General features: G+C 42.0%; 12 protein-coding genes. 3 read left to right on the forward strand and 9 right to left on the reverse strand.

From position 1 onward, the window contains the following. Together VK541_RS15660 and VK541_RS15665 are read left to right on the forward strand one after the other, a co-directional pair. A partial coding sequence (locus tag VK541_RS15660; protein ID WP_324371245.1) for an L-aspartate oxidase occupies positions 1-919 on the forward strand: 919 nt, incomplete at its 5' end. A 1-nt stretch (position 920) separates the two neighbouring features. Then, entirely contained in the window at positions 921-1430 is a 510-nt protein-coding gene (locus tag VK541_RS15665) for a gamma carbonic anhydrase family protein (RefSeq protein WP_324371246.1), read from the forward strand. Between the two features lie 2 nt (positions 1431-1432). Here the strand turns inward: VK541_RS15665 and VK541_RS15670 are convergent, their stop codons facing one another. The 5 genes from VK541_RS15670 to VK541_RS15690 all read right to left on the reverse strand — a co-directional run bounded on the left by VK541_RS15670 (position 1433) and on the right by VK541_RS15690 (position 10866). Further along, a complete protein-coding gene (locus tag VK541_RS15670) occupies positions 1433-3061 on the reverse strand; it encodes an Ig-like domain-containing protein (RefSeq protein WP_324371247.1) in 1629 nt (542 codons plus the stop codon). Between the two features lie 141 nt (positions 3062-3202). Next, positions 3203-5065, reverse strand: coding sequence for a tRNA uridine-5-carboxymethylaminomethyl(34) synthesis enzyme MnmG (gene mnmG, locus VK541_RS15675; protein WP_324371248.1), 1863 nt, complete (start codon positions 5063-5065; stop codon positions 3203-3205). 118 nt (positions 5066-5183) lie between these two features. Then, the gene (locus VK541_RS15680) at positions 5184-7040 is read right to left on the reverse strand and encodes an ABC-F family ATP-binding cassette domain-containing protein (RefSeq protein ID WP_324371249.1); all 1857 of its coding nucleotides are present in this window, start codon (positions 7038-7040) and stop codon (positions 5184-5186) included. A gap of 80 nt (positions 7041-7120) precedes the next feature. After that, positions 7121-7546 (reverse strand): rRNA maturation RNase YbeY, encoded by a 426-nt coding sequence (gene ybeY / locus VK541_RS15685; RefSeq protein WP_324371250.1) that lies wholly within the window; start codon positions 7544-7546, stop codon positions 7121-7123. An 11-nt stretch (positions 7547-7557) separates the two neighbouring features. Next, positions 7558-10866, reverse strand: coding sequence for a hypothetical protein (locus VK541_RS15690; RefSeq protein WP_324371251.1), 3309 nt, complete (start codon positions 10864-10866; stop codon positions 7558-7560). 163 nt (positions 10867-11029) lie between these two features. Here VK541_RS15690 and VK541_RS15695 point away from each other — a divergent pair, with 163 nt between their 5' ends. After that, the gene (locus VK541_RS15695; protein WP_324371252.1) at positions 11030-11761 is read left to right on the forward strand and encodes a glycerophosphodiester phosphodiesterase; all 732 of its coding nucleotides are present in this window, start codon (positions 11030-11032) and stop codon (positions 11759-11761) included. Between the two features lie 259 nt (positions 11762-12020). Here the strand turns inward: VK541_RS15695 and VK541_RS15700 are convergent, their stop codons facing one another. From VK541_RS15700 to VK541_RS15715, 4 genes are all read right to left on the reverse strand, one after another. Beyond that, complete coding sequence (locus tag VK541_RS15700) at positions 12021-12212, reverse strand: cold-shock protein (RefSeq protein ID WP_008241764.1); 192 nt, start codon at positions 12210-12212, stop codon at positions 12021-12023. Between the two features lie 96 nt (positions 12213-12308). Continuing rightward, a complete protein-coding gene (locus tag VK541_RS15705; RefSeq protein WP_324371253.1) occupies positions 12309-13241 on the reverse strand; it encodes a hypothetical protein in 933 nt (310 codons plus the stop codon). A 21-nt stretch (positions 13242-13262) separates the two neighbouring features. Further along, on the reverse strand, positions 13263-14132 hold the full coding sequence (locus tag VK541_RS15710; protein ID WP_324371254.1) for a phosphodiester glycosidase family protein: 870 nt from the start codon (positions 14130-14132) through the stop codon (positions 13263-13265). Between the two features lie 23 nt (positions 14133-14155). Continuing rightward, a partial coding sequence (locus VK541_RS15715) for a PDZ domain-containing protein (protein WP_324371255.1) occupies positions 14156-14582 on the reverse strand: 427 nt, incomplete at its 5' end.

Consider the following 14582-nt stretch of genomic DNA (forward strand, 5'->3'; position numbering starts at 1 on the left):
GGTCTACCGTGCTAAAGGTAAAGTAAGAAATATGGAATTTATCCAGTTTCACCCAACCGCGTTATATCATCCGGGTGAATATCCTGCTTTTTTGATCTCTGAAGCCGTTCGTGGATTTGGCGGAGTTCTGAGGAGAAAGACAGGGGAGGAGTTCATGTTTGAATATGACAGCAGGGGATCCTTGGCTTCCAGGGATATTGTAGCAAGGGCTATTGATTCAGAAATGAAGAAGTCAGGGGAGGACTTTGTGTATTTAGACATCAGGAACAGGAGTAAAGCAGATATTCTCGCTCATTTTCCTAATATATATGCCAAATGCCTTTCCATAGGAATAGACATGACAAAGGATTTAATTCCGGTAACTCCGGCAGCACATTATATGTGCGGCGGCATATTGGTAGACGAATATGGAAGATCATCCATTAAGAATTTGTATGCTTGCGGAGAATGCTCCTCAACCGGTCTTCATGGAGCAAACAGACTAGCTTCCAACTCGTTATTAGAAGCTCCGGTATTTGCCCACAGAATCTTTGAAGATGCTGTGGCGGAATATAAAAATAATGTAATTCCAGGCAATATACCTGACTGGAATGATCACGGAGTGACCCAGTCTAATGAAGATATTTTAGTGACCCACAATCTTAGAGAAACACAAAAATTGATGAGCGATTATGTTGGTATTGTCCGCTCTGACTTTAGACTGGAAAGGGCGATGCGGAGATTATACCTTCTGCATCAGGAGACGGAGGAGTTTTATAAGGCTAATAAAGTTTCTGTAAAATTGTGTGAACTGCGCAACGTGATACAGGTCGCTTTTATCGTTATAAAGTCGGCAATGGCAAGAAAAGAAAGCCGTGGTTTACATTACACTACAGACTATCCTCAGCATTCAGCGGAATTAACAGATACAATTTTTTAGTATGGCCGTAATATTACCAGTGAAAGACGTACACCCAAGGTGGGGTGAAAATTGCTTTATAGCGCCGAATGCAACCCTAGTAGGAGAGGTACGAATGGGAGATAATTGTTCAGTGTGGTTTAATGCTGTAATCAGAGGAGATGTGAATCGTATCTCCATCGGAAATGACACGAATATTCAGGATGGAGCGGTCATTCACGCAACCTATCTTAAAGCCGCCACAACAATAGGCAACAGGGTTTCTATCGGGCACAATGCCATAGTTCATGGCTGTACTTTGAAAGATCATATCCTGATCGGTATGGGAGCGATCATTATGGATAATGCAATAGTTGAAGACTATACAATCATTGCCGCAGGAAGCGTTGTATTGGAAAATACGCATTGCGAAAGTGGGTTTATCTACGCCGGGACTCCCGCAAAGAAAATCAAGCCCATTACAGAAGATCAAAGGACCTTATTAAATAAGTTACCGGATAATTATATCATGTACGCTGACTGGTTCAGGTAGGGCTATTCTTTAGGAATCGTTATAGTTTCATTTCGCTCCCATAAAGGACGTATGGAAAGCTCTTTGGGCTCATCCCATATCTTTTCCGGCTGTAATTTTTGAGAAACATTTCCAGTATCCCAAACGCCATTCTTATTGGTGTCATAAGTGATCCTGATGAAGTATTTACCTGCTTTATAATTGGTGAAATTTACTGCCGTATCCTGCTTAACCAGGAGCGTGTTAATTACATTTTTGTTTCCATCTACTACCTGAAGGATATAGCTTTTGTCCTTCTCAGGCGTAACGATCTTTACTTTCAATGTTCCGTAGTTGTCCTTCCCGGCTACTGTAAAAGTACTTGGATACTCTTTGTTTTTAGTATTGAAAATAGCGGTAAATGCACCGGGACCTAATTTAAGATCATAACTTTTTTTAGGTTTCCATGGATATTTTAAAGTATAAGAGAGGAAGTCTGTACTATCTTTTACCAGGGTAAAGTCTTCCATTTCTACCGAGTCTTCCAAAAGTGTGATCTTTCCCGGGTCTGCACTTTCAATAGGCAAATTAAAGTTTATTTTTAGGGGCTTATTTGGGTTTAAGATGCTTCCTTCGAGGTTTGTATTTACGATGAGATTTCTTAGATAGGTTTCTTTTTTGCCACGGGTAAGCGTAGTTGTCTGCAGCAATTTTCCTTCATCTTTGATGCTTATTTTCGTCGAATCAAAACTCAGGTCAGTAAGCCAGACTTTAAGGGAGTCTTTAGTTGGGCTAAATCTGAATTTTTTTGAAACATCAAGGGCGCCAGGCTCCAAAACTATGACTTCAGGACTTTTTAGTTTTTGATTGAATATAAAGGAAATGACTCCATCAGCGCCCAATTTCTTTTCAATAATCCTAAACAGAATTGCCCGTTCTTTAAACACCTTCATATTCATGCTGTCCAGGTTTCCGGTTAGCAGCACGGAATCTTTTATAAATCCTATTTCATCTGTACTCTGCTGATAAATTTTATCTCCATTTTTCTCTTTTATGGCATAGATCCTATAGGTGTCTTTTCGAAGATTGTTCAAACTATAATTACCACTGCTATCTGTTGTGGTATAAATAGAAGGTTTACCCTTCCCCAGGAGAGTATCTTTGTTGATGGGTAGAATGAATGCTACAGCATCTAGCTCAGGTAGCCCGGTAAGGGAGTTTGTCACACGGCCTTTGATGCTTAACGAATCCAGCTGGGGTCCGGTAGCAAAAACATAGGTGAGATTTTTTACGATGTTTCCCTCGTTTACGTCAACAATTGCTTTGCCGAAATTCAAAGTGTAGGTTGTATTTGTCTCTAAAGAATCCGGGAAAGTAATTTCAAGTTTTTTTCCTTTCTTTTTCAACACCGGAGGTTTTTTCATTTCAGGCGAAACGGAAAACTCCTTAAATTCATTTTCTATCTTGAAATATTCATCAAATTCAAAGGTTACTTTTTGGGCCTTGAAATTTACGGTTTTATCAGCCGGGAATAACTTTAGGATTTTTGGCGGAGTCGTATCTCTTGGTCCGCCTTCTGGTTGCTGAATGCTCGCACAGCCGTAAAAAGCAGCGACCAGGCAAATGACTGCTGCAAAATTCTTTAAAATAGAGGAGGTCTTATTTTTGGCCATTTATATGCGTTGTATTTAATTTATAACGTCTTCTAATGAATTATATTAAAATTTTTTAAAACCCCTTTACATCGCATTTTATAAAGCCGTTTTGTTTTTGGCGATTTAATAGCTAATAGCCTTTAAATCAATAACTTACCATTATTTACTGATGTGAACCATAAGAACGGAAATATCTGAAGGAGAAACTCCTGAAATTCTGGACGCCTGGCCCAAAGTCCGGGGTTTTATCTTTAACAATTTTTCACGGGCTTCTTTGGATAAAGATACGAGCTGAGAATAATCAAAATTTGGATTGATGTCTTTATCTTCCATCTTTTGCATTTTATTTACAATTTCCTGTTCCTTCTCAAAGTAGCTTTCATATTTAATCTTAATTTCTGCCTGTTCAATCGTTTCTTTGTCAAATTGATTTAGCAAGTCGTTAAAAGCCGGACTCACATTCCTTACATCGTTTATACCAACCTGAGGTCTGCTCAGTAAGCTGATTATTTTTACGTTCTGATTCAATGCACTTGTTCCCAATTCTTCGAGCATGGCATTTGCACTGCTCATTTCAATCCCTTGTTTCTTTGAGAAGGCTACGATCAAATCGGAGTTTTCTATTTTTTTATTTACGACATCCAAACGTTCGTCATTGATCAGGCCTAGTGAATGGCCGATAGGAGAGAGTCTGATGTCGGCATTATCCTGCCTCAATAGCAGGCGATGTTCGGCCCTGGAAGTGAACATGCGATAAGGTTCCTCAGTGCCTTTGGTAACCAAATCGTCTATTAAAACACCAATATAAGACTCAGCCCGTTTCATGATGAGTTCATGTTTGTCAAAAACCTTTTGGTGTGCATTAATTCCGGCTATAAAACCCTGACTAGCAGCCTCTTCATAGCCAGTCGTTCCGTTTATTTGGCCTGCAAAGAATAAATTATGTATTAATTTGGTTTCTAGTGTCAGCGACAGCTGTGTAGGTGGAAAATAATCATACTCTATCGCATAACCTGGTCTGAACATTTTGGCATTTTCAAATCCGGGGATTTGGGTCAGGGCTTTGTACTGTACATCTTCGGGAAGAGAGGTAGAAAAACCGTTGACGTAGATCTCACAGGTATTCCAGCCTTCAGGTTCTACAAAGATCTGGTGTCTTTCGCGCTCTGCAAACCTATTGATCTTATCTTCGATCGAAGGGCAGTACCGTGGCCCGAGGCCTTTAATTCGGCCGGTAAACATAGGAGATTTTTCAAAGCCTTCTTTTAGTGTTTCGTGGACATTCAGGTTGGTATAGGTGATCCAGCAACAGCGTTGCTCTTTTGGGCGCTCCACATTTGTATAAGAAAATCTCCCGGGGTTTTCGTCTCCCCATTGTTCTTCCATCAGGCTGTAATTTAGCGACCGCCCGTCTACCCGCGGGGGGGTTCCCGTTTTCATTCTGCCGGCTTCAAAACCGAGCCCAGTAAGCTGCTCCGTAATTCCTGTCGCCGCTTTTTCCCCCGTTCTGCCGCCTCCAAATTTTTTCTCTCCAATATGGATGACCCCATTTAGAAATGTACCGTTAGTAAGTACAACAGATTTGGCTTTTATTTCGACACCCAAAGCAGTTTTGACGCCGACGACAGTATTATTTTTGATCAGGAGGCTGCTCACCATCTCCTGCCAAAAATCGACATTTGGTGTTCTCTCGAGAGCTAGCCGCCATTCTTCCGCAAATCTTTTTCTGTCATTTTGACTCCTTGGGCTCCACATCGCCGGGCCTTTTGATAAATTTAGCATGCGAAATTGCAGCGTCGTTTTATCGCTTATTATGCCTGAATAACCACCCATCGCGTCTATCTCACGAACGATTTGTCCTTTCGCAACACCGCCCATGGCCGGGTTGCAGCTCATTTGAGCAATAGTTTCCATGTTCATGGTGATGAGTAATACGGAAGACCCTAGATTGGCCGCAGCGGCCGCGGCTTCACATCCGGCGTGACCGGCCCCAACTACAATAACGTCATATTCTTTAAACATCGTGTTAGATATATTTCAAATGTTCCACGTGAAACGCTGGCACTCAAACAATGTGTTTCACGTGGAACATCGGTTAAAATTAATATTTACTGTGAGAGTATTCATTTTGTTTTCCCAGTTATTTTTCAGACAGCTCGAGCCACCGGCTGGCGGCCTGATCCATCTGTTCTTTTAACGCATCAATTTCGCCGGTTACATTTTGAATCTCAAGATAGTTTGAGCTTTCGATTTCCAGCAATGAGAGCGTGAGCGTCTTTATCTTTTCCTCCGCCTTCGGAATTAATACTTCAAGTTCTTCCAATTCTTTTTGCTCTTTGTAAGTCAATTTTTTTTGAGCTGCCTCGATCTGAACGGGGGATTCCTTTTTTCTTGCGTCAGGTTTTTCTTTTGCGTTGTCGAGACTAATGCGGTATTCGGAGTAATTTCCATTGTAAATAGTAACCTCTCCCGTGCCCTCCATGATAAACAATTGTTCGCTCATTTTGTCGAGCAGATAACGGTCGTGCGAGACCAGAATCAGGACTCCGGGAAAGTTTTCCAGGAATTCTTCAAGCACATTTAGCGTGTCAATATCCAGATCGTTGGTCGGTTCATCCAAGATCAAGAAGTTTGGGTTTTGCATCAGGACCTTCATCAGGTGTAATCGCTTCTTCTCCCCGCCGCTCAATTTTTCTACCATGCCGTGTTGTTTCTTAGGAGGAAACAAAAACAAGGTCAATAGTTGAGAAGCAGAGATGGTTGAACCATCGGCCATCTTTATATATTCAGCGTCTGATTTTACGATATCGATAACCCGTTCTTTTTCATTGAAAGTAAGGCCACCTTGTTTATAGTAACCATATACAGTCGTTTCTCCAGTGCTTACTTTTCCTTTCGCGGGATGAAGCGCGCCGGTAATGATATTTAACAGGGTTGATTTTCCTGTGCCATTTTTCCCGGCAAGACCGATTCTGTCAGCTCTTTTAAAAGTATAGCTAAAATCATTAATGATCTTCTTTTCGTCAAAACTTTGTCCGATGTTGTGCAGTTCAAGGATTTTATTTCCCTGCCTGGACATCTTGACATTTAGAGTAATGGTTTGATTATCAGATCGTTGTTTCGTTTTGTTTTCCAAATCATAGAAAGCATCTATCCTTGCCTGAGATTTAGTTGCCCTGGCCTGTGGCATTCTCCTCATCCATTCCAATTCCTTCTTGAGGAGATTCTTGTTCTTTTGGAAGCTGCTCTCGTCTGAGGCTTCTCTTTCAGATTTTTTTTCCAGGAAATAGGCATAACTGCCATTGTAATTATAGATCTTTCCGCGGTCGAGCTCAACTATCGTATTGCAGACATTGTCCAGAAAGTACCTGTCGTGCGTAACCAGCAAAATCGTTTTGTTTCCTGAGGTGAGCAGTTTTTCCAGCCATTCAATGGTGTCAATGTCCAGATGGTTGGTTGGCTCATCAAGTACATAGATTTCCGGATCTTCGATCAGGAGCTTGGCCAGTGCGAGTCTTTTTTTCTGTCCGCCTGATAAGGTAGAAATCTGCTGCTGCAAATGGTTAATCCCCATTCTGCTCAGAATGGTTTTGATCTCGTGTTCGTACTCCCAGGCATTGTGTTCACTAAGCTCTTCGTACAGCCTGTTTAAAGTTTTTTCATCGGGATTGGGATCTTCGATCAGCTCTTCATATTCCCTGATCAGCTGCTGCTGTTTGTTTTCCAGAGAAAAGATAAAATCACTAATGGAATATCCCTCAGGGAAGGAGGGGTCCTGGTCGAGGAAGCCAATCTTTACAGATTTATTTTTTACGATCTTGCCTTCAAGAGGAGAGAACCGTTCGGCTAATAATTTTAACAAAGTGCTTTTTCCTGCGCCATTGATTCCAACCAGCGCAACGCGCTGACCAGTCTGGATGCCCAGGGTAAGATTTTTAAATAGCCATTCGTCGTGATAAGCATGGCCTAAGTTTTCGGCTGCAATTAATGTGCTCAAAGTCTGTGTTTAACGATATTATAGATAAGAAATTATTGCAAAAGTAAACAATAATTATTAGCTACAAGAGTTTAACCGTGTCAGCGCAGGGAAAGATAGTGGTCCTCCTTTGCTGTCATTTGAGTTTTAGCTGCTTTAGTTTTGTCTTTATAGCCAAGCAGGTGCAATGTTCCATGGATCATTACCCTGCACAATTCCGTCGCTGCAGGCACATTAATTTCCGAGGCGTTTTCCTTTACACGGTCAATGCTGATAAAAATGTCTCCATTGATCGTTTTAAGGCGCTCAGAGTTATCAAAAGTGATGACGTCAGTATAAGTGTCATGATCAAGGAATTGCTGGTTCATGCGCCACAAATACTCGTCTGAACAAAAAATGAAATTCAGCTCTTCCAGAAAGCAGCCTTCGGCGATGATAGCAGAATTGATCCAGGCCCGGATAGCCGGCTTGTTTTTTAAAGTATAAGTAACGTCCTCGTTAAAAAAGTTTACCGCAGACCTGGGCATAAATATTTGTATTAAGGGGTCGAATTTAGCAATTTAAAATATTCCGAGATCTTATTTTTATAGTAATAATTAAGGCTTGGCGGCAATTTTTGAAACCATTCTGTTTCACTTTGCTGCGCTTTTTGAAATTTTTCAAGCATCTGCTTATAAGAAGGGGGAAAATCTTTCGCCGCCTTGCTTTCCCTTTTAGCATCCTGATCTTGCTCCCGCTGGGCATTTTCCGAATCCAAAAGCTTTAAAAGCAGATTTTTTTGCCGGTTCATGGTCTCCTGTTCCAGCTTCTTATTGACCAGGTCCTTTTCCGTAGCCTTCATGTCCTGGATCATTTGATTGAGATTGCCCAGGCCTCCTTTGCCATCCTTATTTTCCTCCCGGTTGATCTTTTGCAGGGCCTCTCTGATCATCTGCTGCTGCTGGGCCATTTTTGCGAATTCCGAACTCATCTGGCCCTTGGGAACAGTCCCCTTATTTCCAGACTTTTGCATTTGCTCCCGTGCTTTTTGCATGTTATTATTCAGTTGTTCCTGCATCTGCTGGAGCTGCTGCATATTCCCTTTCGACTTACTTTTCCCTTTCCCGTTCTTCTTGCTGTTTTGCAACTGATCGAGTGCTTCATTGAGCATGAGAGACAAATTATTGACGGAAGTCATGGTATATTGCTGGTTCCTGTTTGCGCTTGCTGTATTCCGCTCGCCAAGACTCTCCAGGCTTTTATCAATGTTGAAGTTGATCTTTTGCATCTCCTCATTGACCGCCGTCTCGATTTGCGGAACTCTTTTACTTAATGAAAACAGACTGTCGGAAATGGTTTTCATATTGTCCTTAATACTCCGCTGTTTCTGTACGTTTGCTGTAAACAAAGGGTCGCTGCTGCTCATCACCTTGAGGTTCAGCATTATTTTTTCCTGGTCGAAAGACGTGTTCAGGAGATTTTCCAGCAATTGCCGGAGGTCCCGGGCGTTAACATTGGTTTCCGTTTCCTCGGAATCCTGCTGCATTTCCTCCAGTTCTTTTGCCATCTGTTCCATCTGCTCACCGGCTTTTTGCTGTTCTTCTGCCGCGTCTTTTTTCTTGTCCTCTCCTAGCTTGTTTTCGCTTTCTTTTTGTCGCTGCTGTATGCTCTGAATTTCTTTTTTGGGATTTGTGAAGGAATTTGGACGTTCAAGCTGCTGGTTTTTATCCTCCAGTTTTTCCATTTCCTTTTTAAAATCATCAAATTCAGCGGACTGTTTCTTCTGCTGATCCTTTAATGAAGTCGCTTCTGCATCATTTTGAGTGCTTTTTTTGGCCAGCTCATCTTGTTTCTTGGCCAATTCCTTCAGGAGTGCTATGTTATTTTTAAGGTTTTGTTCAAATTCGAGCTGCTTATAGAGCTCAAGTATTCGGTCCAGTTCATTTTTTAAGGATTTATTATCCATTTGCATTTTGGAAAGCTCATTTTGGGTCTGGTCCTTGTTGTTCTGATCCATTAGCTTTTGCAGCTTTTCCAGGAGGTCTTTTGTTTTCTGGTCCAGCACATTGTTAAACAAATCATCGATCTGCTTTTGTTTTTCGATCATTTCTTCCTTTAGCGCATTATTGTCCTCTTTCTCAAGGGTGTTCTTTTCGTTGAGTTTTTTGATCTCGGTAACTGCCTCTTCCAATTGTTTTTGCTTATTTAGCAACTGCTCAAGTTGTTTTTTGTCGTCAAATGACAACTGTTTTTTATCCAGAAAGGTTTCCCCAAGCTTCTTACTGTCTTTTTCTACAGCCGCGGCGAGTTTAATGGCTTTTTCCATCTGCTGTTTTAATGCAGTGCTGCCCTGGTTTATTTTTTCGGAGATTTGTTGCGGAGTTGGACTTTCTAAGACCTTTATATCAGACTTGGTGGTTTTTGGGCCGTTTACCCCATCATTATCAGAGACTTCAAAATAATACGCGACAGATTGACCAGGCTTTAAGCTGGCCGCTTTGATGTCCCAAAGAAAGAAAAAAGCGTCTTCCAGCTGCCCTTTCTTTATAGAAAGGGTTTTGGATACCGTGTTTTTTAAAACACCCGCCTCCCTGATCTCATAGCGAAACCGGAGCGCACTGAATCCGTGATCATCTGATATCCTGCCTGAAAAATAGAGGGTCTTACTGCTCAGGGAATCCAGACTTTCTGTAAAAGAGATCGCCGGAAATTCATCTTTGACAATGCTGATCTGATGGGAGAGTGAATCTTTACCCTTTATAAAATCATTTTGCGGGACAATCGCGTAGGACACACTCTGCCTTAATGTTGAGCTGAAGCTAAACACATTGCTTTTAGCAAGAAGCCGATGAGGCTTTCCATCCAGGATAAAGTCTATGGCGCTGCTGTTTTCCGTATTGAGCTGCCAGTTCACCGTTGTCCCTTCCGGTAACACAAGGTCTCCAGCGTTTTGTACCAGTTCTTCTTTTTTCTGAAGATAGGCCGGATAGTAAATCTTTGCATTTATATTTAATACAGAGGGCCTGGGTAGCACCTCAATAAGGTGAGCGCCGGAAGTAAATCCAGCCGCGGAAAAGTATATTTTCTTGTTTTTTTGAAGATTTTTAAACGTAAAATTAAAACGGGTGTTGTTCTCTTTTTCAAGCTTGTAGGTGTTTGCTCCATCAACCACATAAATATCCTGAGGAATGTCATTGCCCTTCATCTGAATGCGCAGCGTCAGATCATCTCCCTGCGAAAAAAGAAGTTTACTGTTTAAAAGATTAAAGCTGAAAGGAGCTTTTGGCAGGATCTGCTGATCATATCTCACAAAGCCTGTTGTTCCTTCGCGTAAAATTGTGGGGGCAATAACAGAAATGAGTATGATCACGGACAAAGGGATCAGGAAATACTTGACGTATTTTCTATTGTCGTTTAACCGAATGGCGTTTGTGAACGGAATTGGCTTTAACTCCATAATTTTCTGATCGATCCCGGCCAGGATCAGTTGGTTATTTCCCGGGCTTTCATCTGCCAGCGCTCTAAGCTGCAGGGTGTTCAGTAATTTGTCCCTGACATTAAAAAAATGTTCGCCAATAAGTGCCGCAGCTTGTTCCAGGCTCAGGTTTTTACCCAGGTTGAAATATAAAAGCGCCGGCCTGATCATCCAGAGAGAAATACTGAGCAACGCAACGGCGACGTAGGCGAAAAACAATACAGTTTTGACCGGCACCCCTGGATTTAAGTAATACGTGAGCAGGAACAAAACAAGATAGATCACCAGGAGCAGCGCAGCGGTGTATATACTCCCCCTTAAAAGTTTATTGAGGTAAAACTTTTGTATAAATTCGTTAATCTTGGAAATTAAAAGGTCGTAATTACTCTTCATCAGGACGCTGAAATGGAAATAAAGTTAAAAAATAACTTCAAGAAAATATTTATATATTCTTAAACAGGTATTTTAGTAAAAAAGTATTTTTATGAAAGTGTCAATTTTAGCCATTACATTAATGGCATTATTATCAAAAGGCCCGGAACCAAAAACCAAGGAAATGACAACAAAAGGATCCTGGAACAAGAACCAGGTCATCGCGCACCGCGGTGCATGGAAAAAGAACAGCATGCCTGAAAATTCCATCGCATCTTTAAAGGAAGCGATCAGGCTAGGGTGTTTTGGTTCTGAGTTTGATGTCCACATGACGGCCGACAGCATACTGGTCATCAATCACGATGCAGAATTTTTAGGATTGCCCATCGCGAAGCTTTCTTACCAGGAACTGCTGGCTAAGAAGCATTCAAACGGGGAGAACATCCCAACACTGGAAGCTTACCTGAAAGAAGGAATGAAGCAGAAACGAACCAAGCTGATCCTGGAGCTGAAACCTTCAAAGATCAGCCTGGAAAGAGACCTCCAAATGACTGCTAAGGCGGTCGCTATGGTAAAAAATCTGAAAGCCGAGGCATGGGTTGATTACATCAGTTTCAGTTATGAGATTCTAAAGCACGTGAAAACACTTCAGCCGAAAGCAAATGTCGCCTATTTAAACGGAGACGCTTCTCTTGAAAAGTTAAAAGCAGATGGTTTTTATGGAGCAGATTACAATTTGGCGGTGTACAAAAAGGGAGAGTGGTTTCAGAAAGCGAGAGACTTGGGGCTGACCATTAATGCATGGACGGTGAATACTGCTGAGGATATGAACTGGTTTTTAGACAATAAAGCAGATTTCATTACCACAAACGAACCCGAGCTGCTGCTCGAGGTCATCAAGTCCAGAAAGAAATAGCGGTTGTTCTGTTTTTATGTTTAGTTCAAGATAGGGGCACGCTAAGCCCATCTATAGTCCATGTTTTATTAGCAGAAGGTGGACTTATGTTGGACTAATCCTGGACTAATGTTGGACTTTAAGGCCCGGCACGACTAAAGCAGGTGCTGCGCAACAGCCCGGCCTAATTCTGGAACTGCAACACGAGATCACAAAAATCGGCGCACTAAAAAAGGGTGTCTTTTTGAGACACCCTTAGTACAATTATGTTTTTAATAATCTAGATTACTTTAACATTAATCGCATTCAACCCTTTTTTGCCGCTTTCTACGTCATATTCAACTTTGTCGTTTTCACGAATTTCGTCGATAAGGCCTGTTGAATGTACAAAGATTTCGCTATCTCCGTTTGCAGGGATGATGAATCCGAAACCTTTAGTTACATTAAAAAATTTTACTGTTCCTTCTTGCATTGTATTATTTATTAAAAAATTAAGTGTGCAATGTACATATTATTTTTTTATAAAATGCAAATGCTTCATTTTTTGATAAATATAAAATTACATGCCCTAATTGCTGCCGGTTTTGCCAACTACAATCAACTTTATTTCGCTTGGATGCGGGATTCCGAGGGTCGTTCCGGGGCTAATTCTCAACAGGTTGTGCAGATAAACGTCAATAATGGCCTGCAGCGTTTTTTTTCTGGCTTCTCTGTGTTCCGGGACTACGTTGCCAAAGCCGCCCAGGTGAATTTTGCCTTTTGTGTCCACTACAGCCGAAAACTCGTAGCCAAAATCCTTGTAAGCCCGGGCGATTTCAATTCTGTACCGGGGAAACATGTAATCATAGACCGTAATGCCCGTGACGGGATCATTATCATTCTTTTTCTGCACCCTTATGATATTGCTGAGGGGGGTAAAGTGTACCGGAACCCGCGCTGCGAAAGCACTATTTGTACTGGCCGGAGTTCTGTTGGCCTTATCCGTCAGCTGTTTAATGTAAATCGTGTCTTCGGCGGTTGGGCGCCGGAGTTTTTCGAGCGTGGTCTTTAGTTTTTTTTCGATGGTCTCCTTCGTGTAAAGCGTCATGTGCACGTCTGACTGCATGTCTTTGGAGATCACTTTTCTTTCCAGGTGCAGCCGCTGAAAGACCAGGCTGTCTTCGCTGATTTTCTTTATCCGGAAATAGTTTTTGGCAAAGTTGTAAACGTTTCCGTGATCGTAAGTAATAAAAAACGGGAACATTTTCTTTTCTTCCGGGCTATAGACCTCAACTGTGTCATTCGACTTGAATTTTATCACCCAGGATGGTTCCTGCTGAAATCCCAGCTCATTGAACGAAAGGCCGGAACTGAACCGGCGTTTTCCTTCATAAAAGGCAATGTCCCTGATGGCATTGAAATCCAGTCGCCCCGGCGCCAACTTTTTCTCTTTTTTTTCGGTATCACCGCAACCAGCAAAGAGTAAAACGGAACTTAAAAGAATATTTATAATCTTAGTCATTTTTTTGCTGCGGCTGACCGCTTATGGTTTCTTTTTTAAAAGGATTACGTTGGCAACTTTTCTTTCGCCCGCATGGTCCCAAAGTTTATTGTCCGTTGGATAATTAATTACACCGTTATCCGGAAAGCCCTGGATCCATAGGGTTGTAGATCCGCCCCCATCGAGATTTATCGCACTGGTACAACCGAGCCACTTCATGATCTTACGGAGCTCAAAAAGGCTCATGCCGGCAGAATTGGCATTTCTGCCGTCTACTGTAAGCAGGATGACCCTGCCGTTGGGCTTGATGCCAATAGCGGTTCTTGGGTGCCGGGTGGTGCTAAATGTGCCGCTGTCCAGGGTCTGGTCTGTATTGTCGATTCTTAGCAATGGGCCGGTTACCATGATGTTCTCATCGGTCAGTGTATGCTCCCAATCCGGGCCTCCGTTCCATTTCTTTAAGCTCAGCTTGCCATTTTGTATAACAACCGCAGCTTCCTGATGTTTTGCCCGGCTGCTGTTCTTCTCCAGTCTGGTTTCATTAATGACCTTTCCTCTGACTTTTATAAAGTCGACGGAACCACCGTTCTTAACGTCAAAAAAAGTTCCGTTGATGGCTGCTTTTGCACCGGAAGCTATTCCAAATGCGCTGGTGGGTTTTAAAACTGAAATCTCACTTCCAATTTCAAAAACAGGGGAATTGCCTTTGTTTTTTACTTCCAGATAGCTGATGTTCTGATTTGAAGCAAATAAATTTTTAGCATCAAAATGCTGCCTCAGCAGAGTTGTTTTAGATGCAATTCTTTTTTTCGTCCAATTGCTGCGAACAAAGACAATGGAATCTGCGTCTTGCGGGAATGCAGAAATGCAATAAAGAGAAAGCAATAAAAGGAGGAGTGATCTTTTGTACATATTGAAGCGGTAAAATTAAATATTTATATCCGCTTCTTCAACTTTATCATCTTGATAAGAAGATCGCCGGATCTGTTCAGGGAAAAAAATACAGTTTTTTCATCACCCGACCTCAGGAGCTTATTGAGGTCGTCCAGGTCCATGGTGCTGGTCTTTGTAAAGTTGACCGTGAGAATCTCATCGCCTTCCCGGATTCCAGCGAGATCGGCCGGAGAGCCCGACTCTATACGGCTCACATAGAATCTTCTGGGTTTGGTTTGTTCAGAATAAATTTCAATTCCGGCCATGTCGTGGTCAAACGGGCGCTTGAAGGTCATATTTGGTTTTAGGTACATAGACCCGCCTTCGTAGTCGAACGTAATGTTGAAGCGGCTCAGTATTTCGGCGCCGAGGTTTCCGTTTCGGTTCAGTAAATAGGTTTTGAGAGCGACATCATCGTATATGGGATAG

Source organism: Pedobacter sp. (assembly GCF_035317785.1).
Classification (GTDB): domain Bacteria; phylum Bacteroidota; class Bacteroidia; order Sphingobacteriales; family Sphingobacteriaceae; genus Pedobacter.